This window comes from Thalassobacillus sp. B23F22_16 (genome assembly GCF_043496955.1).
GTDB lineage: Bacteria > Bacillota > Bacilli > Bacillales > Halobacillaceae > Thalassobacillus > Thalassobacillus devorans_A.
Genome location: NZ_JBIEKD010000010.1, coordinates 71,527 through 97,630, shown reverse-complemented (window position 1 = coordinate 97,630; position 26,104 = coordinate 71,527). Strand labels below are relative to the sequence as shown.

The 26,104-nt window shown below is 41.2% G+C and carries 26 protein-coding genes and 2 riboswitches; of the genes, 25 read left to right on the top strand and 1 reads right to left on the bottom strand.

Features of this window, described 5'->3' with window-relative positions; genetic code table 11:
• The first annotated feature begins 112 nt into the window (after positions 1-112).
• The 9 genes from ACGTNI_RS09955 (at position 113) to ACGTNI_RS09915 (ending at position 8,636) form a co-directional block, all read left to right on the top strand.
• Positions 113-1,030: a proline dehydrogenase family protein gene (locus ACGTNI_RS09955; RefSeq protein WP_394461996.1), complete on the top strand. Its 918-nt coding sequence runs from the start codon at positions 113-115 to the stop codon at positions 1,028-1,030.
• Positions 1,031-1,259: 229 nt separating this feature from the next.
• Complete coding sequence (locus tag ACGTNI_RS09950) at positions 1,260-3,659, top strand: 3-hydroxyacyl-CoA dehydrogenase/enoyl-CoA hydratase family protein (RefSeq protein WP_394461994.1); 2,400 nt, start codon at positions 1,260-1,262, stop codon at positions 3,657-3,659.
• 32 nt (positions 3,660-3,691) lie between these two features.
• On the top strand, positions 3,692-4,867 hold the full coding sequence (locus ACGTNI_RS09945; RefSeq protein WP_394461992.1) for an acetyl-CoA C-acetyltransferase: 1,176 nt from the start codon (positions 3,692-3,694) through the stop codon (positions 4,865-4,867).
• A 15-nt stretch (positions 4,868-4,882) separates the two neighbouring features.
• The gene (locus tag ACGTNI_RS09940; RefSeq protein ID WP_394461990.1) at positions 4,883-6,664 is read left to right on the top strand and encodes an acyl-CoA dehydrogenase FadE; all 1,782 of its coding nucleotides are present in this window, start codon (positions 4,883-4,885) and stop codon (positions 6,662-6,664) included.
• 195 nt (positions 6,665-6,859) lie between these two features.
• Entirely contained in the window at positions 6,860-7,216 is a 357-nt protein-coding gene (locus ACGTNI_RS09935; protein ID WP_394461988.1) for an arsenate reductase family protein, read from the top strand.
• A gap of 100 nt (positions 7,217-7,316) precedes the next feature.
• Positions 7,317-7,700 (top strand): glycine cleavage system protein GcvH, encoded by a 384-nt coding sequence (gcvH, locus tag ACGTNI_RS09930; protein ID WP_394461986.1) that lies wholly within the window; start codon positions 7,317-7,319, stop codon positions 7,698-7,700.
• A gap of 43 nt (positions 7,701-7,743) precedes the next feature.
• Positions 7,744-7,869 (top strand): hypothetical protein, encoded by a 126-nt coding sequence (locus ACGTNI_RS09925; RefSeq protein WP_394461984.1) that lies wholly within the window; start codon positions 7,744-7,746, stop codon positions 7,867-7,869.
• A gap of 78 nt (positions 7,870-7,947) precedes the next feature.
• Positions 7,948-8,310, top strand: coding sequence for a toprim domain-containing protein (locus ACGTNI_RS09920; RefSeq protein WP_394461982.1), 363 nt, complete (start codon positions 7,948-7,950; stop codon positions 8,308-8,310).
• A gap of 11 nt (positions 8,311-8,321) precedes the next feature.
• Complete coding sequence (locus ACGTNI_RS09915) at positions 8,322-8,636, top strand: thioredoxin family protein (RefSeq protein ID WP_394461980.1); 315 nt, start codon at positions 8,322-8,324, stop codon at positions 8,634-8,636.
• Between the two features lie 123 nt (positions 8,637-8,759).
• On the opposite strand, the gene ACGTNI_RS09910 is transcribed toward ACGTNI_RS09915, so the two are convergent.
• Positions 8,760-9,179 carry a TlpA family protein disulfide reductase gene (locus ACGTNI_RS09910; protein WP_394461978.1) on the bottom strand — a complete coding sequence of 140 codons (420 nt, stop codon included), beginning with the start codon at positions 9,177-9,179 and terminating at the stop codon, positions 8,760-8,762.
• 198 nt (positions 9,180-9,377) lie between these two features.
• A riboswitch (SAM riboswitch) is annotated at positions 9,378-9,491 on the top strand.
• A gap of 181 nt (positions 9,492-9,672) precedes the next feature.
• On the opposite strand from ACGTNI_RS09910, the gene ACGTNI_RS09905 reads away from it, so the two are divergent.
• The 16 genes from ACGTNI_RS09905 to ACGTNI_RS09830 all read left to right on the top strand — a co-directional run bounded on the left by ACGTNI_RS09905 (position 9,673) and on the right by ACGTNI_RS09830 (position 26,103).
• Positions 9,673-10,698 (top strand): methionine ABC transporter ATP-binding protein, encoded by a 1,026-nt coding sequence (locus ACGTNI_RS09905; RefSeq protein WP_394461976.1) that lies wholly within the window; start codon positions 9,673-9,675, stop codon positions 10,696-10,698.
• Positions 10,691-11,359: a methionine ABC transporter permease gene (locus tag ACGTNI_RS09900; protein WP_394461974.1), complete on the top strand. Its 669-nt coding sequence runs from the start codon at positions 10,691-10,693 to the stop codon at positions 11,357-11,359. Before ACGTNI_RS09905 ends, ACGTNI_RS09900 begins: the two co-directional genes overlap by 8 nt.
• 25 nt (positions 11,360-11,384) lie before the next feature.
• Entirely contained in the window at positions 11,385-12,221 is an 837-nt protein-coding gene (locus ACGTNI_RS09895; protein WP_394461972.1) for a MetQ/NlpA family ABC transporter substrate-binding protein, read from the top strand.
• A gap of 86 nt (positions 12,222-12,307) precedes the next feature.
• A complete protein-coding gene (locus ACGTNI_RS09890; RefSeq protein ID WP_062440922.1) occupies positions 12,308-12,673 on the top strand; it encodes a carboxymuconolactone decarboxylase family protein in 366 nt (121 codons plus the stop codon).
• A 235-nt stretch (positions 12,674-12,908) separates the two neighbouring features.
• Positions 12,909-13,049 (top strand): YuzK family famiily protein, encoded by a 141-nt coding sequence (locus tag ACGTNI_RS09885; RefSeq protein ID WP_166761380.1) that lies wholly within the window; start codon positions 12,909-12,911, stop codon positions 13,047-13,049.
• A 247-nt stretch (positions 13,050-13,296) separates the two neighbouring features.
• Positions 13,297-14,082: a Fe-S cluster assembly ATPase SufC gene (gene sufC, locus ACGTNI_RS09880; protein ID WP_394461969.1), complete on the top strand. Its 786-nt coding sequence runs from the start codon at positions 13,297-13,299 to the stop codon at positions 14,080-14,082.
• 18 nt (positions 14,083-14,100) lie between these two features.
• Positions 14,101-15,411 carry a Fe-S cluster assembly protein SufD gene (sufD, locus tag ACGTNI_RS09875; RefSeq protein ID WP_394461967.1) on the top strand — a complete coding sequence of 437 codons (1,311 nt, stop codon included), beginning with the start codon at positions 14,101-14,103 and terminating at the stop codon, positions 15,409-15,411.
• Positions 15,411-16,631 (top strand): cysteine desulfurase, encoded by a 1,221-nt coding sequence (locus tag ACGTNI_RS09870; protein ID WP_394461965.1) that lies wholly within the window; start codon positions 15,411-15,413, stop codon positions 16,629-16,631. The genes sufD and ACGTNI_RS09870 overlap by 1 nt, the downstream gene beginning before the upstream one ends.
• Positions 16,621-17,067: a Fe-S cluster assembly sulfur transfer protein SufU gene (sufU, locus tag ACGTNI_RS09865; RefSeq protein WP_394461964.1), complete on the top strand. Its 447-nt coding sequence runs from the start codon at positions 16,621-16,623 to the stop codon at positions 17,065-17,067. Before ACGTNI_RS09870 ends, sufU begins: the two co-directional genes overlap by 11 nt.
• A gap of 33 nt (positions 17,068-17,100) precedes the next feature.
• The gene (sufB, locus tag ACGTNI_RS09860) at positions 17,101-18,498 is read left to right on the top strand and encodes a Fe-S cluster assembly protein SufB (RefSeq protein WP_028783597.1); all 1,398 of its coding nucleotides are present in this window, start codon (positions 17,101-17,103) and stop codon (positions 18,496-18,498) included.
• A gap of 170 nt (positions 18,499-18,668) precedes the next feature.
• Positions 18,669-19,496 carry a sulfite exporter TauE/SafE family protein gene (locus ACGTNI_RS09855; RefSeq protein WP_085505741.1) on the top strand — a complete coding sequence of 276 codons (828 nt, stop codon included), beginning with the start codon at positions 18,669-18,671 and terminating at the stop codon, positions 19,494-19,496.
• Positions 19,497-19,508: 12 nt separating this feature from the next.
• A complete protein-coding gene (locus ACGTNI_RS09850; RefSeq protein WP_176223916.1) occupies positions 19,509-20,900 on the top strand; it encodes a bifunctional metallophosphatase/5'-nucleotidase in 1,392 nt (463 codons plus the stop codon).
• Between the two features lie 100 nt (positions 20,901-21,000).
• The gene (locus ACGTNI_RS09845) at positions 21,001-21,312 is read left to right on the top strand and encodes a YunC family protein (protein ID WP_085506696.1); all 312 of its coding nucleotides are present in this window, start codon (positions 21,001-21,003) and stop codon (positions 21,310-21,312) included.
• A 219-nt stretch (positions 21,313-21,531) separates the two neighbouring features.
• Positions 21,532-22,317 (top strand): sporulation protein YunB, encoded by a 786-nt coding sequence (gene yunB / locus ACGTNI_RS09840; protein ID WP_254901714.1) that lies wholly within the window; start codon positions 21,532-21,534, stop codon positions 22,315-22,317.
• An 81-nt stretch (positions 22,318-22,398) separates the two neighbouring features.
• Positions 22,399-22,583: riboswitch (Lysine riboswitch) on the top strand.
• A 170-nt stretch (positions 22,584-22,753) separates the two neighbouring features.
• Entirely contained in the window at positions 22,754-24,337 is a 1,584-nt protein-coding gene (locus ACGTNI_RS09835) for a Na+/H+ antiporter NhaC family protein (RefSeq protein WP_394461962.1), read from the top strand.
• 230 nt (positions 24,338-24,567) lie between these two features.
• On the top strand, positions 24,568-26,103 hold the full coding sequence (locus tag ACGTNI_RS09830) for a sodium-dependent transporter (protein WP_085505738.1): 1,536 nt from the start codon (positions 24,568-24,570) through the stop codon (positions 26,101-26,103).
• The last annotated feature ends 1 nt before the right edge of the window (position 26,104 follow it).

Below are 26,104 nucleotides of genomic sequence, written 5' to 3'. Positions count from 1 at the left end.
TTGCTAAATAATACCCACATTCTATGAAAAATGATAGAATGTAAATGTGATAGCGATTACATGTTGTAATTTTCACACAATTAGATAAAAGTTTGGTGTAGGGGGATGCATCATGGAGCAGTTGTTACGTAATTTCTTTCTGTTTTTATCCAAAAATAAATTTTTCACTAAGTTAGCTAAAAAATACGGATTAAGATTTGGGGCAGGTCGTTTTGTAGCTGGGGAAACGATTCCTGACGCTGTTCAGACAATCCGCAAACTAAATGAAAACGGAATGTCGGTAACTATAGACCATTTAGGAGAATTCATTGATAGCGAAGCTGAAGCCAGACAAGCAGCAGACGAATGTATAGAAGCGATTAAGGCCATTTCAAAAAATAACCTTGATTCCCAATTATCTTTAAAGATGACGTCCATGGGGCTGGATATCTCATATGATCTCGTCATGGATAACATGAGAAGGATTTTAGAGGCAGGTAAAGAATATGGGGTATTCATAACGATTGATATGGAGGATTTCGAACGCTGTCAAAAGACAATAGATATCTTCAAGGAACTCCGAGAAGAGTTTGACAATGTAGGTACGGTACTGCAGGCTTATTTATACCGCACGGCAGAAGACATAAAAGATCTTGATCAATACAACCCTAATTTACGCCTGGTCAAGGGAGCTTACAAAGAATCACCAAAGGTAGCTTTTCCCGAAAAGAAGGATGTAGATGAAAATTTCAAAGAAATTATAAAAACCCACTTATTAAATGGAAATTATACAGCAGTAGCTACCCACGACGATGCTATGATTGACTACACTAAAAAAATAGTGAAAGATCATAACATTCCTAATGATCAATTCGAATTTCAGATGCTATATGGGATTCGGGTGGAGCGCCAGGAAGAATTAGTGAAGGAAGGCTATAATATGCGTGTGTATGTACCTTATGGCAACGACTGGTACGGTTATTTCATGCGCCGTCTGGCAGAGCGTCCGGCTAATGTAGCATTCGTGTTGAAGGGTGTGCTGAAAAAATAAGCATGTAACAGACTGGGGGGGAGACAAAACGGGGTTTCTTCCTCTTTTTTATGTCTCCCGAGATTCAACTGCGCCACTGAAAAAGAAATATTTTCCTAAGTTATACAAAAACGATTGCGAAATGTCTGAAAATATTTTATAGTAAGAATAGATGTTGATAGGTGACTATCTTATTTTTTTAGCTTTAAAATGAATGAGTATTCATTCAAAAGGGATAGGGGGAAAAGTAATGAATCGCAAAATCAAGCGCGCCGCCGTATTGGGCTCTGGAGTCATGGGGGCCGGTATTGCTGCCCACTTGGCCAATATTGGAATCCCGACATTAATGTTGGATATTGTGCCTCGTGAATTGACGGATAAAGAAAAGAAGCAGGGCTTATCATTAGAAGATTCTAGTGTTCGTAATCGAATCGCAGCCATGAATAAGCAGGGATTGTTAAAGCAGAAACCTTCCCCAATAACAAGCAGAACGAACCTGGATATGATTCAGGTCGGGAATATGGAAGATGATATGAACAAATTTGCAGATGTAGATTGGGTTATTGAAGTTGTTGTTGAAAACCTGGAAGTCAAGAAAAAGGTCTATGAAAAAGTAGATACACATCGAAAGCCTGGGTCGATAATCAGTTCCAATACATCTGGTATATCGATTGCAGCAATGGCTGAAGGCCGTTCGGAAGATTTCCAAAAACACTTCCTTGGCACGCATTTCTTCAATCCGCCTAGATATTTAAAATTATTGGAAGTGATCCCAACTCAACATACAGACCCGGATATAGTTGCTTTCATGAAAAAGTTTGGGGAAGACAATCTCGGCAAAGGTGTTGTGGAAGCAAAGGATACACCTAACTTTATTGCCAATCGTATCGGAACTTACGGGTTGCTTGTAACTGTGCGGGAAATGCTTGACCAGGGTTTCAGTGTAGGGGAAGTTGATTCTGTGACCGGGCCAATGATCGGCCGGCCAAAGAGTGCTACCTTCCGTACCCTTGATGTAGTTGGTCTTGACACGTTTATTCATGTGGCAAATAACGTTTACGAGCAAGTAGATGGAGAAGAAAAGAAAGTATTTGAAGTGCCAGGCTTCATGAAACAAATGCAGGAGAAAGGCTGGCTGGGGTCTAAAAGTGGGCAAGGATTTTTCCTTAAGAAAAAAGGGTCAAAAGGAAGCGAAATATACGAGTTGAATCCAGAAACACTCGTATATGAAGAACGAAGGAAATTGAAAACCAAGGCTACGGAATTGGCAAAACAAGAAAAAGGTACAAAAAGAAAATTAAAAACTCTTGTTTCAGCTAAAGGGGATCGTGCTGGTGATTTGATTTGGTCGGTAGCAGCTCCAGTACTGGTCTATTCCGCAGAATTACTCGGTGACATAGCCGATGATATTCCTTCGATTGATGAAGCGATGCGATGGGGTTTCGGCTGGGAACTGGGCCCATTTGAAATGTGGGATGCTATCGGTGTGAAGAAATCAGTTGATCGTATGAAAGAAGAAGGCATGACCGTCCCGGCATGGGTAGATGAGATGATCGCCTCAGGGAGCGCCTCCTTTTATAAAAAAGAAAATGGAAACGTTTACTACTATGCAGACGGCAACTATCAGCAAAAAGAGTTCAATCAAAAAGAGATTAACCTCAAGCGTCTGAAGGATACAAAGGATGTCATCAAAAAGAATGCTGGTGCCAGCCTGATTGACCTTGGGGATGGAGTGGCCGGTCTGGAATTCCATTCTCAAAGCAATGCTATCGGTCTGGATATCATACAGATGATCAATGATGCGATTGAAGAGGTGGATCAGAACTATGAAGGTCTTGTGATCGGTAATCAGGGCAAAAATTTCTGTGTCGGTGCAAACCTGGGCATGATGCTGATGGAGGCACAAGATTATAATTTCTTTGAAATTGAATTAGTCGTCAAGAAATTCCAGGAAGCGATGATGAATATTAAATATTCAGATAAACCAGTAGTAACTGCACCATTCGGTATGACGTTAGGCGGAGGAGCTGAGGTTTGTCTGCCATCGAGTGCTATCCAAGCCTCACAGGAGACTTATATGGGCCTTGTCGAAGCGGGAGTGGGACTTATTCCTGGCGGTGGAGGAAACAAAGAACTTTACTTGAAACATTTAAACAATATTCCACAAGGCGTAGATATCGACCTGCAAAAGGTTGCCAATGCTGTTTTTGAGAAGATTGCCATGGCAAAGGTTTCTACATCAGGTGAAGAAGCAAGGGAGAACGGCTTCCTTGATCAACAGGATGCCATCAGCGTCAATGGGGATCACTTGCTCCATGATGCGAAGCAAAAGGTTTTAGGGCTTGCTCATTCCGGATATCGTGCCCCAAAACGTACCAAGTTTCCAGTTGTAGGTGAACAAGGTTATGCAACCATGCTGCTTGGAGCAAAGTCACTTGGTTATGGAGGGTACGCCTCGGAACATGACTTGAAAATCGCAGAAAAATTGGCATTCGTCTTAGCAGGTGGACGTTTGAAAGAGGGGACGCTTGTAGATGAGCAATACTTGCTAGATCTGGAAAGGGAAGCATTCCTGAGCCTTATCGGTGAACCTAAGACTCAGCAGCGTATGCAGCATATGCTTTTGAAAGGCAAACCTTTAAGAAACTAAGGACGGGAATCTAACCAAAGGGGGAAGGTAATGTGAAAGAAGCAGTAATAGTCGCAGGGGCTCGAACGCCTGTTGGGAAAGCGAAAAAAGGAACGCTTGCCAACACAAGGCCGGACGATTTGGCGGCATTAACCATAAAAGAAACATTGAAACGTGCAGGTAACTATGAAGGCGAAATTGATGATGTCATTATCGGATGTGCTATCCCGGAAGCAGAGCAGGGGATGAATATGGCACGCAATATCGGTGCACTGGCAGGATTGTCTCATACAATTCCCGGGATAACGATTAACCGGTATTGTTCCTCTGGTTTACAAAGTATCGCCTATGCATCGGAAAGAATAATGCTGGGCCAAAGTGGTTCCATTATTGCAGGAGGAGCCGAATCGATGAGCATGGTCCCTGTTCCTGGTCATGTGATCAAGCCAAATATAGAGATTGTAGAAAATGCCCCAGGCTACTATATGTCCATGGGGCATACGGCGGAAGAGGTAGCAACCCGTTTTGAAATTTCAAGAGAAGAACAAGATGCCTTTGCAGTGGAAAGTCACAGAAGAGCAGCTGCAGCAATAGAAGCTGGAAGATTCGAGGATGAAATTGTCCCAGTTGAAGTTACCGAGCGACAGTTGGGAGCGAATAATAAGGTAAAAGAAACTACCAGATTATTTACACAGGATGAAGGCGTGCGTCCAGGAACAACGCAGGAAGTACTGGCTAAATTAAAGCCTGCATTTTCTGTTACAGGTACAGTTACGGCAGGAAACTCGTCACAAATGAGTGATGGAGCCGCTTCCGTGTTAGTTATGGATAAGGATAAAGCAGAAGCGGAAGGACTAAAACCTTTGCTCAAATTCCGATCCTTTGCAGTAGCTGGTGTAGAGCCGGAAATCATGGGGGTAGGTCCAATCGCAGCGATTCCGAAAGCTCTGAAATTAGCTGGTCTGCAGCAATCCGATATTGGACTGTTTGAACTTAATGAAGCTTTTGCTTCCCAATCGTTACGTGTTATCAGAGAGCTGGGCCTTGATATGGATAAAGTCAATGTTAATGGCGGGGCAATTGCATTAGGCCATCCGCTGGGCTGTTCTGGTACGAAGCTGACGCTTACATTAATGCATGAAATGAAGCGTCGTAATGAACAATTTGGTGTCGTAACCATGTGTATTGGTGGCGGAATGGGTGCAGCTGGAGTGTTCGAATTATTATAAGGGGAGGAATATAAAATGAGTGAAACAAAGGAAAAAATGTTCAAGGGCGGCGGATTTTTAATCGAGGATGTAGCAGCGGAGGATGTTATTACACCAGAGGACTTTTCGGATGAACATTTAATGATCGCGAAAACCACAGAGGATTTTGTGCTTGGAGAAGTTGTCCCCAAAATAGATAACCTGGAAAATCATGAATTCGAGCATTCTGTCGATTTGCTGAAAAAAGCTGGTGAGCTGGGGCTGTTAGGTGTAGATGTTCCGGAAGAGTATGGCGGTCTCGGATTGGATAAAATCAGTTCCTCATTGATTACAGAAAAGTTTTCCCGGGCAGGCGGATTTTCTGTAACACACGGAGCGCACGTAGGCATCGGTTCTCTTCCTATTGTATTCTTTGGTAATGAAGAACAAAAGCAAAAATATTTGCCGAAGCTTGCGACAGGTGAACTGATTGCAGCATACGCTTTAACCGAACCAGGCTCCGGCTCCGATGCTTTAGGTGCGAAAACTACTGCTAAACTAAATGAAGCTGGAACCCATTATGTTTTGAATGGTGAAAAACAATGGATTACAAACTCTGCTTTTGCTGATGTCTTCGTCGTATATGCAAAAATAGATGGAGATAAATTCACAGCATTTATTGTAGAAAGAGATTATCCAGGTGTATCTACAGGACCGGAAGAAAAGAAAATGGGGATTAAAAGTTCATCCACTCGAACGTTAGTGCTGGAAGATGCACAGGTGCCGGTTGAGAATGTGTTAGGAGACATCGGACGGGGGCATATTATCGCCTTTAATATTCTCAATGTCGGCCGTTATAAATTAGCAATCGGGGGCGTCGGTGGTTCCAAACGTGCTATTGAACTTGCCGTTAAATATGCCAATGAGCGAAAGCAGTTTCAGACTCCAATTTCCAGCTTTTCGCTTATCCAGGAAAAACTGGCTTCCATGGCTGTAAACACCTACGCCAATGAAAGCTCTGTCTACCGTACTGTCGGGCTTTTTGAACAAAGCATGGGTAAACTTACGGATGAACAGTTGAAAAATGGTAAAGAAGTGGCAAAGGTTATTGCTGAATATGCGATCGAATGTTCATTAAATAAAGTATTCTGTACAGAATTGCTGGACTTTACAGCGGATGAAGCGGTGCAAATCCATGGGGGCTACGGATTTATGCAGGAGTATGAAGTGGAGCGTATTTACCGTGATTCCAGGATCAACCGGATTTTTGAAGGAACGAATGAAATCAACCGGATGATTGTTCCAGGAACTTTGTTGAAGAAAGCAATGAAAGGCGAACTGCCATTGTTGCAAAAGGCTCAGTCCCTGCAAGAAGAATTAATGATGATGATGCCGGAAGAGCCTGGTACAGAACCATTAGAGCAAGAAAAGTATTTGGTGAAAAATGCGAAAAAAATAGCTCTTGTGGCAGCTGGGCTTGCTGCTCAAAAATACGGAGAGAAATTAGAAAAAGAACAAGAGCTGCTTGTTAATATTGCAGATATCGTCGCCGAAATCTATAATATGGAATCAGCAGTGCTTCGTACAGAGAAAGCAATGAATAAATCTTCTGAAAAAGCTCAGCAAAAATTACTCTACACACAAGTTTATGTCCAGGAAGCATTCAACCGTATTGAAGCTCATGCAAAAGAAACGTTAATTGCATCTGAATCGGGCGATACACTTCGTATGATGCTGGGAGCATTGAAGAAATTGATACGTCACACTCCTACCAATGTCATTGCGAAGAAACGTGAAATTGCTGCCAATCTGATCAAAGAAGAAAAATATATCGTATAAAGATAGCTAACAGGGGGTCACACACGTACGGATATAACAAGACCGGTTCATTGGGAAAGTGAACCGGTCTGTTTTTGTTTAGAAAAAAGCAATTGAGAAATGAAAAAATTGGAGCTGCTTCCACTGTTTGATGAAATGTTTTATCAGATTATGATAGAATAAAAGCATGGTAAATAATAAGGGGGGTAAGAGCCAATGGCAGTAACCTTTTATTGGTACCCACAATGTGGAACATGTAAAAAAGCCAAGAAATGGATGGATGAAAATGGTGTCGAGTATGAGCCTGTTCATATAGTTGAACATCCACCAACAGAGTCCCAACTGCAGGACTACATAACGAAAAGCGGTCTTCCTGCTAAGAAGTTTTTTAATACCAGTGGCAAGAAATATCGCGAACTTGGTATGAAGGACAAGCTTAAGGAAGCCGATGAGTCTGAAATGATAAAGTGGTTAGCTTCCGATGGAATGCTGATCAAACGACCAATCGTAACAAATGGAAAAGATGTAACCGTAGGTTTTAAAGAAGCTGATTTCGAGAATACTTGGAAATAATGCTTCTGAAAAATGAGCAAATCACTGGCATTATAATTGGAAAGCTTTTATGTTAGTAATGCAGTTTATTTATAATAATTATAATTTGGAGGGATTAGTCATGAGTTTGCCAAAAGAATTAAGTTATTCCGAAGAGCATGAATGGGTAAAAGTTGAAGGAGAAAAAGTTCGTATTGGTATTACAGACTTTGCACAATCTGAGCTTGGCGACATCGTATTCGTGGAATTACCAGAAGTCGGGGACGAGCTTGAAGCAGATGAGCCGTTCGGCAGTGTAGAATCTGTGAAGACTGTTTCTGAGCTTTATGCTCCTATCAGCGGTAAAGTCGTTGAAATCAATGAGGAATTGGAAGATTCTCCAGAATTCGTTAACGAATCTCCATATGAAAAAGCGTGGATGGTTATTGTTGAGCCTTCTAATAAGTCCGAAATGGACGAATTGATGACAGCTGAACAGTATGAAGAAATGATTACAGAAGACTAATTTTTTCTTCAACGGACATCCTATGGACAAGGGGTGACCTATTATGAATCAATCTAAAAGACGTGCCGATACTACTGGCAGACAGCGCCAGCGTAAAACTAAACCTGCAAAACAAGAGGCGCCGAAAGTCCGTCAATATGTAGATTGTGATGGTGGCGGCTGGTGTTGAATAAACGTTAGATACCCACAGACCATGCTATCCTACAGCATGGTCTGTTTTACTAAAAGAACTGGGTGGGATCCTGATATGAACGATCAAAACCAAGTCCCCATTCTAATCGTAGAAGGGATTACAGATAAAAAACATATAAAAAAGATATTGGATGATCACAATCAGGTAGAAATATTATGTACGCATGGTACGCTCGGGGTAGAACGGATGGAGGAAATGATCCTCGACTATAATCTTGATGATCGCATTGTCTATATTCTGGTGGATGAAGATGATTCAGGTCATAAGTTGAGGAAACAACTGACTCATGAACTCCCGCATGCGGAACATATATATGTAGATAAAGCTTACCGGGAAGTAGCAACAACTCCTGAACCGGAACTGGCTCGAGCACTATTAAGCCAACATTTTCATGTTAAATCAATTTACCTGATATAAAGGTGGGTACGATGGAAGTATTAGAACTGTCATCAGAAAAAGACTTAATTAACACTAATAGGAGTGCCATGATTTTTATTCATAGTCCGTTTTGTGGGACATGCCGCATGGCCAGGAAAATGCTTGATACGATTGAATCGTTGTGGAAGCAAAACCTGTTTTTTGAACTGAATGCATCGTTACATCCTGGTTTTATGCAGGAAAATCAAGTTGAAAGCGTACCATGCTTATTAATTGTATCTAATGGCAGGGTGAAGGATAAGGTTTATGCTTTTCGTTCCGTTCCTTACATGCAGAGGATCGTGTCTAAACACGTCAATTCCTAACATTATTTCCCGAGAAATAACGAGAGGAATAGCTTTGGTCTAATTTAAGAGTTTATTTTCAATTTAAATAAAGCAAAAAGCCGAAATTATATTTATTTCGGCTTTTTGCTTTATTAGGAACTGTTATTTCACTAACTCTCCAATTTTTTCAACTATTTCAAGAAACTCTGCCTGATCTCCGAACTTAGCAGAAATATTACCGTATTGGTCAATGATAACGGTGGTTGGTACACCGCTGCATTGGTATTGGTCATAAGTTGATCTGCCATCATCCACTAAAGTGGGCTGGGTCAGGAATTTTTCAGCGAATGATTTTCCTGCGTCGCCTTCTCTCTCCCGACCTGCTACATTAATAGTAAGAAGACTAATTTTGTCTGAGTCCATAGACCGGTATAACTGCTCCTTCATGGGTAAATCCCTGGAACAGTCTGGACACCAGGATACCCAAAAAGTAAGAACGATTACTTTTCCGAGATCATCTTGTAAATCATAGACGCCTGAATTATTGATATAAGGCAATTGGAAAAGTGGCGCTTTCTCCATAAAGAAACCTCCTCCGTATTCATAGAATTCTGTCATTATCCTACCATATAAATGGAAGACAGCGCATATTAGAAGTATTGCATAGTAAGAATACTTATTTGCCGAAATTAATCGAATTTTGTTGACAATAATTTCGCTCACATGCTACAATCTTTTTTGTGACACTTAAACGGATTAAAGTAATAAAATTAATCACATCTCTTATTAAGAGTGGTGGAGGGACTGGCCCGATGAAGCCCGGCAACCGTCAAGTTTTCCAAGCTTGAAAAGGTGCCAATTCCTGCAGAGTTCATAAGCTCTGGCAGATAAGAGAACGGAGCAGCTTGTTACCTAAGCGCCTTTCTGTTCTCTAAGCAGAAAAGGTGTTTTTTTATGCATAAAGTAAGTTTTACTTTATAGAAATGTTGGAATTAAAGTCTTTCTAAGTAAGACTCGGGACAAGCAGTATTTTCTTTGCTTTAAACCATCAGCAAGCAGTAGGAGGCAGCACAGAATGATTTCGATAAAAGATTTATCTAAAGTCTTTCACACGAAAGACCAGGATGTCACTGCGGTTGATCATCTCGATCTAAATATTGAGGCCGGGGAAATTTACGGTGTTATCGGATACAGTGGAGCTGGAAAAAGCACGTTCATCCGTTTATTAAATCGTCTGGAGGATCCCACGGGCGGCTCGATAACGATAGATGGGCAGGAAATAACAAGCATGAGCAAAAATAAGCTGCGGCTTGCCCGTCAGGAAATCGGTATGATATTTCAGCATTTCAATCTACTTTGGTCTCGTACAGTCAGAGATAATATCGCTTTTCCGTTAGAGATAGCCGGTGTACCTAAGGATAAAAGGCAAGCAAGAGTAATGGAATTGATCGAACTGGTAGGACTTCAAGGGAGAGAGAACGCCTATCCTTCCCAATTAAGTGGCGGTCAAAAACAGCGTGTCGGTATCGCACGGGCATTAGCGAATAACCCTAAGGTGCTTTTGTGTGATGAAGCAACTTCAGCACTTGATCCAGAGACTACCGATTCGATTCTCGATTTATTAGTCGATATTAATGAAAAATTAGGCTTGACCATCATTTTAATCACCCATGAAATGCATGTCATCAGAAAAATATGTCATCGCGTTGCTGTAATGGAAAACGGTAAAGTGGTGGAACAAGGGGATGTTTTAGATGTGTTTCTTCACCCAAAACGCCCAGTGACAAAGAAATTCGTGGATCAAGTGATGGGAGATCCTGATCAAGATCACTCTTTGGATTTAATACATGAAAAATACTCTTCAGGAAAAGTGCTTCGGTTGCATTTTGTTGGGGAGAGCACTAATCAGGCTGTAATCAGCGAGCTTTCCAGAGAGTTCAGCATTGATCTCAACATCCTTCATGGAAAGATCACGCAGACGAAAAAAGGCGCTTATGGAACACTTTTTGTACACTTGGAAGGCTCTCAAGGTGAAATAGAAAAAACTATTACTTACATTGAAGGCACCTCTGTTGAAGTGGAGGTGATTACACATGTTTAATGAACTGTTCCCTAATGTAGATATGGCTGATATGATTACTGCTACCAATGAAACACTTTATATGACAGTTATTTCGGTAATAGGAACTCTGATTTTAGGAATAATGCTTGGCTTATTACTGTATTTATCCCGTCCGGGCGGCTTGTGGGAAAACAAAACTTTAAATTGGATTATATCTTCTTTAGTCAATGTTTTCCGGGCTATTCCTTTCATTATATTGATTTTACTTTTATTTCCGTTTACAGATTTTTTAATGGGGACTATTCGCGGCCCTAAAGCTGCGTTACCTGCGTTGATTATTGGAGCAGCTCCATTTTATGGCAGGTTAGTTGAGATAGCTTTGAAAGAAGTAGATAAAGGAGTTATTGAGGCAGCTAAGTCGATGGGTGCAAAAACATCCACAATCATTTTTAAAGTATTATTGAAGGAATCAATGCCAGCCCTTGTCTCTGGTTTGACAGTCACAGCAATCGCGTTAATTGGTTATACTGCAGTCGCAGGTGTAATTGGAGCTGGCGGGTTGGGAGATTTTGCCTACTTCTATGGCTTCCAGCGCAGTGATTTCGATGTGGTTTTTGTATGTACTGTCCTGATTGTATTAATCGTATTTATTTTCCAATTTATCGGGGATATTACTTCCCGAGCCTTGGATAAAAGATAGATAATAAAGTAAAGGGGAATTAAAAATGAAAAAATGGTTGATTGGGTTAATATTCAGTTCTGTAATTTTAGTACTTGCAGCTTGTGGAGGTTCCGACAGTGGAGGTTCCGATAATGGCTCCGAAGACGAACTTGTGGTAGGTGCAACCAGTGTTCCTCATGCTGAAGTTTTACAGGAAGCACAGCCGCTTCTGGAAGAGGAAGGAATTCAGTTGAAGATTGAACAATACCAGGATTATGTCTTGCCGAATAAGGATTTGGAGAGTGGGGAAATCGATGCGAATTATTTTCAACACATCCCTTATCTTGAATCTCAAAAAGCAGAGAACGATTATGATTTTGTAAACTTAGGCGGCATTCATATTGAACCAATGGGAATTTACTCACAAAATATTACCAGTGTAGATGATATTTCAGAAGGTACCACTGTGCTTATGAGCCGTTCGGTTGCTGATCATGGACGAATCCTTTCTTTATTTGAGCGTGAAGGCTTGATTAAATTGGATGAAGAGGTAGAAAAAGTCGACGCAACAGTAGACGATATAACAGAAAACCCTAAAAATCTTCAATTCGACTCAGGGGTCAATGCAGAAATGCTTACTTCCAATTATGAGCGAGAAGAAAATGCACTTGTAGCAATTAATACCAACTATGCGATTGAAGCTGATTTGAATCCTAGTGAGGATGCCCTCATCCTGGAAGGGTCTGAATCACCTTACGTGAATGTGATTGCAGCAAGAAGTGAAGATGAAAATTCAGAAGCCTTGAAAAAGCTCGTCGAAGTATTGCGTTCAGAGGAAATACAAACCTTTATGGAAGAAGAATATGATGGAGCTGTAGTTCCAGTAGATAGCGACAAATAAATAATATGTTGATTAATACCTCTCAGGATATTCTCATAGATATTGCTCATACTAGCAATAACGAATATCCTGGGAGGTTTTTATTTATGGAAGAAAATAAAATGACTTTTACTGAAGCATACCTGCAAGAATATAAGCATGGAATCGGTACATTTACGGAAAAGATGCCGGAAATCGCTCATCATTTTAATGCTTTTACAGAAGCTTGCTTTGAAGCAGGCGAATTGACAGAGAAAGAAAAACAATTGATTGCACTCGGTATTAGTGTGGTAGCTCAAGATGAATATTGTATGATTTATCATACGAAAGGATGTATCGACCAGGGGGCAAGTGAAAAGGAAATAATGGAAGCTTGTGGCGTTTCTGCAGCCTTTGGTGGAGGTGCCGCAATGAGCCAGGCAGTCACTTTGGTGCAGGAAGCGTATCAAGAGTTGCAAAATTTGCAACATTAAGTATATTTCGAGGATATCGAAGAAATATGGAGCAAATCTGACTATGAATGAATGGTATCCTGTTAATTGTTGTATGAAAATACATTTCCTATACAATTCCCCTATTCTGGTTTAAATGCCTTTTGGTCTGGGTAATATATCTATGCTACACTTAATAGCATACAAAAACCGAAAGGATTGATTTATTATTAACGACCAACTTAAGCTGAATTATACTTCCGAGATGGAGAAAGCTATGCAGCAATCTCACGGAATGGGCTATGCGGAATATAGCAATAAATTAGATCAGCGGTTAAAAGTTGAACAACGTCGTCAAAAGGAATACGAAGAAAGCCGCAAAATAGTGGCTGAAGTAGATCGTCAATTGCATAAATAATAAATAAAAAAATCAGGTGGGAAATCCCTACCTGATTTTTTCTGTTTTTATCTATATAATAAGGAAAGTCCGTGTTATCCTAATAAAGTGGCATTTTTAAACCTAATGGTTTAGAAAGTCGATTGGCACAGTGAAAAAAGTTGATAACAGTTTCGAAATGATATAAGATTGTAATGAGAATAGATTGAGAATGGTTGATAATTCTTATTCAAAAAAATGATTCACAATAGATATGGAGGTATTAGTTATGGCAGGATCTACTTTAGAAATTAAGAATCTTCACGTAGCGATTGAAGGTGAAGAAATTTTAAGAGGTGTCAACTTGACAATCAAGGGTGGAGAATTCCACGCAGTAATGGGGCCGAACGGTACAGGTAAGTCCACATTAGCATCCGCGATTATGGGTCACCCGAAATATGAAATCACTGAAGGTGAAGTATATATTGATGGAAAAGACGTATTGGAGATGGAAGTAGACGAACGAGCACAAGCGGGTCTGTTCCTCGCAATGCAATATCCGAGTGAAATCAGTGGTGTAACAAACTCTGACTTCCTCCGTTCTTCCATTAATGCTCGTCGTGAAGAAGGTGATGAAATTTCATTAATGAAATTCATCAAAGAAATGGATGGCACGATGGATCTTCTTGACATGGATAAAAACATGGCACAACGTTACTTGAATGAAGGTTTTTCTGGCGGTGAGAAAAAGCGTAATGAAATTCTTCAATTAATGATGCTCAAGCCAGCAATTGCTATCCTGGATGAAATCGACTCTGGCTTGGATATCGATGCATTGAAAGTTGTTTCCAAAGGGATCAACCAAATGCGTAATGAAAACTTTGGCTGCTTGATTATCACTCACTATCAACGCCTATTGAACTATATCGCTCCTGATAAGGTACACGTCATGATGCAAGGTCGTATTGTGAAATCCGGTGGACCGGAACTGGCACAGCGTCTTGAAGAAGAAGGTTATGACTGGATCAAGCAAGAACTGGGAATTGAAGATGAAACTGTAGGTCAAAAAGCGTAATCAGATAGGAGGGATACCATGACAGTAGAAATCTCACTAGGATACGACAAAGAATATGTCACCAAATTTTCCGAAGGCTTGAACGAACCAGAATGGATGAAGACCCTTCGTCTGGATGCATTGCAGCAAGCGGAACGCCTGCCAATGCCAAAGCCTGACAAAACAAAAATTGATCGCTGGAACTTTACCAAGTTCACTCACGATGTACGTGGGGAAGAGTTAAGTTCTTTGGCTGATCTTCCAGAACAAATCAAAGACTTTGTCGATCAGGATAAAGCAGAACAAAACTTATTCATTCAGCGTGATCAACGTGTTGGTTTCGCTTCATTATCTCAATCATTGAAAGATAAAGGTGTTATCTTCACGGATATGAATACAGCTGTCAGAGAACACAGTGACCTTGTTGAAAAATATTATATGAAAGATGGTATTCAAGTAGATGAGCATCGTCTCACTGCTTTGCATGCCGCTTTGATGAATGGTGGCGTTTTCGTCTATGTGCCGGAAAACGTTCAAGTGGAAGAACCACTTCAAGCAATCTTCTGGCAAGAAGATCCGGAATCAGCCCTTTTCAACCATGTTATTGTTGTAGCGGATAAAAACAGTTCAGTCACTTATGTAGAAAATTATCTTTCTCAAAATAAAGAGGATGAAGAAGCTGTAACCAATATCCTTACTGAAGTTTTTGCTCATGATAATGCGAAAGTATCCTTTGGAGCTGTGGATAACCTTGGCGCCGGCACTACTACCTATGTGAACCGCCGAGGTGTGGCAGATCGTGATGCCAAAATTGAATGGGCTCTTGGCCAGATGAATGACGGCTATACGATCTCCGAAAACTACACTTACTTGATGGGTGAGAACTCTCTTGGAGATGCTAAAACAGTTTCTGTCGGCCGAGGAAGTCAAAAACAAAACTTTACGGCACGTATTGTTCATTACGGAAAAGCCTCCGAAGGGTATATCCTCCAGCACGGCGTTATGAAGGAGAAAGCAACGGCTATCTTTAATGGTATTGGTAAGATTGAACACGGAGCATCCAAGTCAAACGCTGAGCAAGAATCACGTGTCCTAATGCTAAGTAAAGATGCGCGTGGTGACGCAAACCCGATTCTTCTAATCGATGAAGATGATGTTACAGCCGGTCACGCTGCATCAGTAGGCCGTGTTGATCCAATGCAACTGTTCTACTTGATGAGTCGTGGAATTTCTCAGAAGGAAGCGGAACGACTTGTCATACATGGTTTCCTGGCTCCAGTTGTTAAGCAGCTTCCGATAGAAGCAGTGAAGGAGCAGCTGACCCAGGTAATTGAAAGGAAAGTAAATTGATGGATATTAAAACTGTCCGTCAATCCTTTCCGATTCTGGATCAGGAAGTAAATGGACACCCACTAGTTTATTTGGACTCATCTGCCACTTCACAGAAGCCGGCTTCTGTGATTGAAAAGGTAGATGACTACTACCGTGGATACAACTCCAATGTCCATCGGGGTGTCCATACACTCGGTACAAAAGCTACCGATGAATATGAGGGAGCCCGTGAAAAGGTCAGAAGGTTCATTAATGCGAATAGTACCCAGGAGGTCATATTCACTCGAGGCACTACGACTGCAATTAATACGGTTGCAACAAGCTACGGTCGTGCGAAACTTGGGGAAGGTGATGAAATTGTCATCACCCCAATGGAGCACCACAGTAACATTATTCCATGGCAGCAGGTCGCCAAAGCTACGGGAGCTACTTTGAAATATATTCCGTTGCAGAAAGATGGTACCATCAGCCTGGAAGATGTTGAGGAAACAGTAACTGGTAATACTAAAATAGTAGCGGTCATGCATGTTTCCAATGTACTTGGTACAATCAACCCTGTTAAAGAAATAGCGGAAATCGCTCATCGTCATGAAGCCGTCATGCTCGTAGATGGTGCGCAAAGTGCGCCTCATCTTAAAGTAGACGTACAGGATTTAGATTGTGATTTTTACGCTTTTTCGGGTCATAAAATGTGCGGACCAACAGGTATCGGTGTTCTTTATGGCAAGCGGGCCTTATTGAATGACATGGAACCATTTGAATTCGGTGGTGAAATGATTGATTTTGTTAATCTCTACGACTCCACATGGAAAGAACTTCCCTGGAAATTCGAGGGCGGAACGCCGATAATCGGTGGTGCCATTGGACTTGGAGCAGCGATCGACTTTATCAATGAAATCGGGCTGGAGGAAATTGAGGCTCATGAGCATAGGTTGGTCGATTACGCGATGGATCGTATGAGAGAAATAGATGGCCTCACGATTTATGGACCGGAAGAACGGGCAGGCCTTATTACATTCAACCTGGATGATGTACATCCACATGATGTAGCAACCGTACTTGATGCGGAGGGTATCGCCGTACGCGCAGGCCATCATTGTGCACAGCCGCTGATGCGCTGGCTCGATGTATCAGCAACTGCCCGCGCCAGCTTTTATCTATATAATACCGAAGAAGATATTGATCGACTTGTCGAAGGATTACAAAAAACAAAGGAGTATTTTGGCGATGTCTTTTAACAACCTGGATACACTTTACAGACAAGTCATCATGGATCATTATAAAAATCCGCGAAACCGCGGAACGATTGAAGGAGACGACCACATGTCCATCGACATGAACAATCCTACTTGCGGTGACCGCATTCAGTTGCAGTTGCAAGTAGATGATGGAATGGTCAAGGATGCTAAATTTGATGGTGAAGGCTGTTCCATCAGCATGTCTTCTGCTTCCATGATGACTCAAGCCGTCAAAGGAAAGCGTGTAGAAGATGCTTTGGCGATGTCAAAGCTCTTTTCAGATATGATGCAAGGAAAAGAGATTGATGAACAGGAATTTGATTTAGGGGACATCGAAGCACTACAAGGTGTATCGAAATTCCCGGCTAGAATCAAATGTGCAACATTGGCATGGAAGGCTATGGAAAAAGGTGTTGACGAACAAGGACAGTCTTAGTCGCGGCATAACACCAAAAGGAGGTTTTTGATTATGGCCAAAAAGGCGCCAGAAATCGAAGATTATAAATATGGGTTCCATGAGAAGGATGTTTCGATTTTCCGTACTCAAAGAGGACTGACAAAAGAAGTAGTTGAGGAAATTTCCCGTTATAAAGAAGAGCCGGAATGGATGCTTGACTTCCGCTTGAAGTCATTGGAGCATTTTTATAAAATGCCAATGCCACAGTGGGGCGGCGACCTTGCCGAGCTTGATTTCGATGAAATCACTTATTATGTAAAGCCATCTGAGCGCTCTGAGCGTTCCTGGGATGAGGTTCCGGAAGAGATTAAAAATACGTTCGATAAACTGGGTATCCCAGAAGCAGAACAGAAGTACCTTGCTGGTGTATCCGCTCAGTATGAATCTGAAGTAGTTTACCACAACATGCAAGAAGATCTTGAGAAACAGGGAATCATCTTTAAAGATACAGATTCTGCTTTGAAAGAGGATGAAGAACTTTTCAGAGAATACTTCGGAAAAGTAATTCCTCCATCTGACAACAAATTTTCTGCATTGAACTCTGCAGTATGGTCCGGTGGATCTTTCATCTATGTACCAAAAGGCGTGAAAGTGGATACGCCACTACAAGCATATTTCCGAATCAATTCAGAAAACATGGGACAATTTGAGCGTACGTTGATCATCGTTGATGAAGATGCCTCTGTCCACTATGTAGAAGGTTGTACAGCGCCTGTCTATACAACAAACTCTCTGCACAGTGCAGTCGTTGAAATCTTTGTTAAGAAGAATGCTTACTGCCGTTACACTACCATCCAGAACTGGGCGAACAACGTCTACAATCTGGTTACGAAGCGTGCTACCGCTGATGCCAATGCAACAATGGAATGGGTTGACGGCAACCTTGGTTCCAAGCTGACAATGAAATACCCTGCAGTTATTCTGAAGGGCGAAGGTGCCCGTGGAATGACATTGTCCATCGCTTTGGCTGGTAAAGGCCAGCATCAGGATGCAGGTGCGAAAATGATTCACCTGGCACCTAATACGTCTTCTTCCATCGTTTCGAAGTCCATTTCAAAACATGGTGGTAAAGTAACGTATCGTGGGATCGTGCAATTCGGACGTAAAGCAGAAGGTGCACGTTCGAACGTTGAATGTGACACACTTATCATGGATAATCAGTCAACTTCTGATACCATCCCTTATAACGAAATCATGAACGAGAATATTTCGTTAGAGCACGAAGCGAAAGTATCTAAAGTGTCTGAAGAACAGCTCTTTTATCTGATGAGCCGTGGTATTTCTGAAGAAGAAGCGACAGAAATGATCGTCATGGGCTTCATCGAACCATTTACTAAAGAGCTTCCAATGGAGTATGCGGTTGAAATGAACCGTCTTATAAAATTCGAAATGGAAGGTTCCATCGGTTAATCCCCGATAACTTTCAATTTGAAATGAACCGTGCTGTTGATATGAATCAGCAGCACGGTTTTTCTTGTTTTTTAGCGGGTATGGGTATGGAAAAGAGTTTATAATCTCTTCCATGCTATACATAAACAATGATATGTTAGTATGAGAATGTAAATATGGATGTGAAATAAATGGTATTCGTTTTAACCATCTCCGCACTTATCGGATTGGTTTCGGCTTTTTTTGGGAGTATTGCCGGTCTTGGCGGAGGAATTATTCTCGTCCCTGTCATGTTGTTCTTGAGCCAGACTTTCGAGGCGTTCAGTTGGGCGACGCCTCAAAAAATAGTAGGAATATCTATAATTACGATGATTTTCACAGGTATGTCCTCCGCTTTATCCTATATGAAAAGTAACCGGGTAGATTTTAAAAGCGGATGGATTTTTCTTATAGGAAGTGTTCCTGGAGGAATCCTGGGGTCCTTTTTGAATCAGTTTTTTTCTGCTGGAAAATTTTCGCTATTATTTGGGATTTTAATGTTATTTGTATTCGGTGTGTTTTTCCTGCCAAGAAAAAGTAAGAAGGCCCCGTTAGAAAAAAAACGGGGTGGGATCCAACGGGAAATGGAACTCGATGGAGAGATACACCGGTATGCTTATTCTTCGATTGCTGGTGGTTTGCTGGCATTTTCAGTGGGGATGATGTCCGGATTATTCGGAATCGGCGGTGGTTCCTTGATGGTCCCGGCCATGATTTTATTATTTGGTTTTCCAGCCCATGTTGCAACAGCTACATCGATGTTTATGATTTTCTTTATGAGCATATCCAATTCTGTTACCCACATCCTATTAGGTAATGTAGAATGGTTATACACACTGGCGTTTATTCCAGGAGCATATTTAGGTGGCATGTTAGGGGCAAAAGTGAATAAAGTGTTGAAAGGACAATACGTCGAATGGTTTCTTAGAGTGATGCTGATAATTGTAGCGATTCGATTGATCTTGAAGGGTATAGGATAAGGAGATTTGATGATGAAGGAAAAAATATTCTTATATTATACAAATGATCTTCACAGCCATTTTGAAAATTGGCCACAAATCATTGGATATTTTAATCAACAAAAAGTTAAACGGGAAAGACAGGGGCAGAGTTATTGGCTGTTGGATAATGGGGATCATGTAGACAGGTTCCATCCGATTGCTGAAGGACTGATGGGAAAAGGCAATGTGGAGCTATTGAATCAGGCAGGATACCATTTTGCCAACCTTGGAAATAATGAAGGCATTACCTTATCGCGTGAAGGATTGTATGAATTGTATAATGACGCTGACTTCGAAGTGTTATGTGCCAATTTGAAAAGAGAGAAGGAACCACAGCCTACATGGCTTAAAGCTCATAAAGTGGTCGAGAGCAAGCAAGGAGTGAAAATCGGGGTCATTGGTTTGACTGCTCCCTTCCAATTGTTTTATAGCATGCTTGGCTGGAGTGTCGAACCTCCGTATGAAACCTTAGAACGAGAACTGTCGGCATTATCCGAGCAAACAGATATCATCGTGCTGCTGTCCCATCTTGGCATCAATGATGATGAAGAAATCGCGCGCCGGTTTAAAGAAATAGATATCATCATTGGAGGTCATACCCACCACTTGTTCAGGAGTGGTGAGTTTATTGGGAATACGTTACTTACTGCTGCAGGCAAACATGGTACACACCTGGGAGAACTTATGGTGGAGTGGGATCATGAGACAGGGGAGTTAACACGAAAAGAAGCCTATGCCATCCCTACAGAGGATATGGCAAAAGACCAGGTCACTGCCGAAACTTTACAAACGATCAGGGAAGAAGCGATAGCTAATTTGAAAGAGCATGTGACGGAATTACCTGCAACTGAAGAAATAGGCTGGTTTCATGAAACAAAATTGATGAAAGAGCTTGTAGAAACGCTTCAAGAATGGACGGAAGCGGATATCGCGATGCTTAATGCCGGCGTATTACTCGATCATTTGGCTGCCGGAGAAGTTTGTTATGAAGATGTCCATCGTATCTGCCCCCATCCGATGAACCCTTGTAAAGTAGAACTGACTGGAGATGAGCTACTTGAAGTAATCCGGGCAGCACATACTAAAGAGTTTACTGAAATCAAGTTGAAAGGGTTTGGCTTTCGCGGTGAGGTCATTGGGCGTATGGTATTCTCCGGAATTAAAATCCATACAAAAAAAGATGACCATGGAAATGAACGGGTAGAAAAAGTTCTTTTCAAAGGAGAACCGTTAGAGCATGACGCTGTTTATCAGGTAGCTACCGCAGATACATTCACCTTTGGGCGGCTGCTTCCTGAAGTAGCGTATGCAAAGAAGAAAAAATATTATATGCCTGAACTGTTGAGGGATTTGCTTGTAGCGACATTGAAACGCGAAAATTAATATAAACTCTAACGTTAGAACAAACGTTAGAGTTTTTTTATATTCTTTTCACACGTTTACCTCCTTCCTCATAGGGTAAAACAAAAAGGATGTGGGGACCATCATTGATGTGAAACCGATTTTCATAGAAGAATACCCCTTTACTGCTATTAGTGTGGCACTTCCTAAAACCAACTTGCTGATTGTATCTAATGATGAGGGCTATATCATGTGTGCTGCTCTCGATGTAGATTTATTAAGTGAAAAGTTAGCAGATCGTAAGGTGATTGCCGGTCGGGCTGTCGGTGTCCGTACCATTGAACAGCTGCTTGACGCACCTCTTGAGAAAGTGACTGACGCAAGTAAAGAAAAAGGGTGGTCTCCTGGAATGACAGGTAAAGAAGCCCTTCTAAAGCTTGTTTCAAGAGAATAAGATAATATACAAAGAAGCCGTCATCTTTGACGGCTTTATTTTATGTGTAAAAAGAGAATAGCTATTTGAATTTATGCCAAACTTTCGTTCGTTCAAAATCAACTGACCAGTTACTATCCTGATATTACTGCATTTCCTGTAGGTTATATTTCAGATGCTTCAAGAAGCTTATACTAATTAATGAAAAAGATACATATGATGTCCCAAGGGGGGAATCAGGTGAGCAAGTATTCTAAAAATCATGCACCTCCATCGATGGGAAAAATATTCTTAGTTACTTTCATATTCTTTATATTCTTCACTATTCTTGGTCTATGGATCATCAACAAAGGCATTACCCCTACACTGATTGAAATCGCTGAAACCAGAACAAAGCAGTTTGGAAGAGATGCGATTGTGGATGCTGTTGGAAAACGAATCGCTGATGATCTTACCTATGAAGATTTAATGGATATTCAAAAGGATAATAACGGCAACATCGTGTATATGGGTTGGAATTCAGTCGTGGTCAATCGTGTATTAAGGAATACTACTTTCCGTGTACAGAATTACTTAAGACAAATAGAAAAGGGCAATTTGCCTGATCCTGGAGCTCCTTTGGATGTTCCATTAGATGAAGAGAATGATGTAGATGAAATTGAAGAATCACCTATCCTGGTGCGAATCCCTATCGGCCAGGCAACTAAAAATACATTGCTTGCCAATCTAGGTCCAAAAGTTCCAGTAAGATTCCAGGTAATCGGTTATGTAGAGTCCAATGTAGAGAATAATATTACTGAATACGGGATTAATTCAGCGCTGTTTGAACTGGTAATTCATATCAAGGCAGAAGTAAGGATTGTGATTCCTTTTTCTACAAAGACCTCTACCGTTACAGCGGATATACCGGTTGCCCACAGTACGATCATGGGACCAGTTCCTGATTTTTATAATGGTTCCGGTGGAGAAAAATCACCGTCATTCTCTGTCCCTATGGACGGCTTTCAAGTTGATCCATCCCAGTAATCATTAAAAATATCTTGCATAACTCATGAACAATTGATACAATACGTTAGGAAATTTTAATATTGCGTGACCTTATCAGATCGGTGAGGTAGAGGCGCAGGCTGCATGAGTAATCAACTGGAGAATGACAACGATGATGGTTGGTGAAAGGGCTGTCTGCCGAAGCATGAAGTATGGTCAAATACGGAAATGCTGGTGCTTTTCCTAATAGGAAAGGCACTGTCATGCATACTAAGGAAATGGATGCATGGTGCGCTACTGATCGAAATGAAGGATAATCAAACTTGCTGTCAAAGAGCAATGAAGGATTATTTTTCTTTCATTGTTCTTTTTTTATTCCTCATTTACCCCAGTAGTATATCCACATACCCATGGCATCCCCACATTCAAATGAATGTGACTACCTTAAGAATCACAGATATGGAGGGGAACTAGCATGGAAGGTACAATCTACTCTTTGATACCTGCAATTTTAATGCTTATATTGGTTATTGTTACACGCAAGGTTATCTTGTCTCTGGGCATCGGAATCGTTATAGGTGCTTTGCTTCTTTATAATTTTAATGTTATTGATACGATGGCAGCAATTTGGACGATGTTCTATGAAATATTCATTGCCGACACAACAAATCTTTTATCATTGGAAGGATGGAATATGGGCAATATTTATCTGTTCTTATTCTTAATCCTGCTAGGGATGGCGACTGCTTTCATGACAGCCTCTGGGGGCAGCAAGGCATTTGGTGAATGGGCCATCAATCGTATTAAAACTCGCACGGGTGCACAGGCGGTACCGGCATATTTGGGAATCATCATTTTCATTGATGACTACTTCAATGCTTTGGCAGTGGGACAGGTAGCTCGTCCATTAACGGACCGGTATAAAATATCACGGGCCAAACTTGCATATTTCATCGATTCTACATCTGCTCCGGTTACAGTTATCTCCCCCATTTCCAGTTGGGGCGCTTACATCATTGGTACAATCGGCAGTATTCTCGTGGCGAATGAAATATCTGACTTTCAGCCTCTGGAAGCTTTCGTTAAAATGATACCTGCCAACCTTTACGTATTTGCTGCTTTATTATTAGTGTTCATGGCAGCATATATGAAGCTTGATATTGGCCCGATGAGAAAACATGAAAAAAGAGCATTGGAAACAGGAGAAGTAACTGACCCATCACGCGGGGATATCCCGGGAGATCTGAATGATGAATTCAAGCCGCATAATAACGGGAGAATATATCATTTATTAATTCCGATTGCTGTGTTGATTATCGGAACCATAGGGGCCATGGTAGTTACAGGTATTCAAAATACAGAGGGAACGGCCACCTTGTTGGCCATTTTTGAAAATACGAATGTGAATATCTCATTATTCACAGGAGGATTACTGTCAGTCATTACTGCGGCAATTTTCTATGGGCTTCAGCCGGCTCCGAAATCGCACATGGGTAATGTGCTTTGGGAAGGGACAAAAGCTATGCTTCCAGCTATTTATATTTTAGTTTTTGCCTGGATCATCGGTTCCGTTATCGATCAATTGGCTACAGGTGAATATTTAGCTGGCCTTGTGGAAAAAGCTTCCATAAGTCCTGCATATCTGCCATTTTTGATTTTCTTGGTATCGGGCTTCATGGCCCTTGGAACTGGTACTTCCTGGGGAACATTCGGAATCATGCTGCCAATAGCCGGTGAAATTGCTGCAATATCAGATGTAAGCCTGATACTACCAGCATTATCAGCAGTGCTGGCAGGGGCTGTATTTGGAGATCATTGTTCTCCGATATCTGACACGACCATATTATCCTCGACCGGTGCTGGTTCTAACCATATCGATCATGTACTCACCCAGCTTCCTTATGCATTGATTGCTGCTTCCGCAGCAGGTATTGGTTATCTAGTGTTAGGATTCAGCGGTCAAGTTCTGCTTCCATTGATTTTGACATTAGTAATTGTAGCTGTCATAGGTCTTTTGATTCATTTGATTTCACCATCATTTAAAGTAAATAAACAATAACAGGAAAGAAGCGCGTCAAAGTCATGACGCGCTTCTTTTGCATTTATTTTCCTGTGATAGGAAAATCTGAATAATATAATATTTCTTTGACACCCTTCTTTGGTCACGGTATAATACAAGCAGATAATGCGAATTATCTGAAAAAAGTAAATTTTTATAACATTCTCTCTTAGATACAAGCATAATAGAAGAGTGAGGGAGAATCAAAACAAAAGGGAGGTCTTGCAAAAATGGAAAAACGTTCACAGTGGGGAACTCGGGCTGGTTTTATTCTGGCAGCTATGGGTTCTGCAATTGGATTGGGTAATATTTGGCGATTCCCTGCAGTAGCTTATGAGAATGGTGGAGGAGCATTCTTTATTCCTTATTTATTTGCTTTACTGACCGCTGGTATTCCTTTGTTGATTATGGAATTTACCATTGGTCATAAATATCGTGGTTCAGCTCCGCTTTCATTTTTCCGAATGAACAAGAAAACAGAGTGGCTTGGCTGGTGGGCTGTGCTGGTATCCTTTGTGATATCAACCTACTACGCAGTAATTATCGCCTGGGCTATTTCTTACAGTTTCTTCGCATTTAATTTAAGCTGGGGACAAGATACAGAGGCTTTCTTGTTTAGTGATTATTTGAACTTATCCGTAGATCCTGGTCAAACAGGAAGCCTTGTACCTGGAGTCTTTTTCCCGCTTCTTATCGTATGGCTGATTGCTCTTGGAGTATTGTTCAAAGGGGTTAAGAAAGGTATTGAAATGGCTAACAAAATTTTCATTCCTACCCTTATTGTCTTATTCCTTATCATTGTACTACGAGCAATCACGCTTCCTGGTGCAGCAGAAGGCCTGCAGACATTCTTTGCGCCTAACTTTGAAACAATAACAAATGGTAGTGTATGGGTAGCCGCGTATGGGCAGATTTTCTTCAGTTTATCGATTGCCTTTGCCATCATGATTACGTATTCGAGCTATCTGCCTAAGAAATCGGATATTACGAATAATGCCTTCATTACCGGATTTGGTAACTCAAGTTTTGAATTGCTTGCAGGTATTGGTGTCTTCGGTGCACTTGGTTTCATGGCACAGCAAAGTGGAGTTGGTGTCTCTGAAGTAGTAAGTGGCGGCGTAGGTCTTGCATTTGTAGTCTTTCCACAAATTATTAACGAGTTGCCTGCTCTCAATGGATTATTTGGTTTCTTATTCTTCTTGTCATTAGTTTTGGCTGGTCTCTCCTCATTAATTTCAATTTCAGAGACTTATATTGCCGGGCTAAAAGAAAAACTTGGAATTTCCCGTACTGCCGCTGTAGGAATTGGTGGTGGCTTAGCGGCTCTTATTTCTATCCTGTTTGCTACCCAGGGTGGATTATTCTTCCTCGATGCCGCAGACTATTTCATCAACCAATTTGGTGTAGCGTTTGTAGGGTTGGTTGAAGTAGTTATTATTGCATGGTTCCTTCGCAAGCTTACCGATTTTCAGGATCATGCGAACGCTATATCAGATATCCGCCTAGGCAGCTGGTGGAAAGTTAGCTTAGGAATTATTACACCGATCGTGCTCGGTTATATGATGTTTGATTTGTTTAAGCAAAATATTTTAAAAGAGTTTGATACTGAAACAGGAAACTATGAAGGATATACAGATGCCTTCATTACATTTGGTGGATGGTCAGTAGCGGCAGGTGCCCTGGTAATTGGCATCTTGCTCTCCTTTAAACGTTGGCATTCGAGTGCTTTGTCAGAAGAAAAACACTCCAAAGAGGAGGTCATTTAAT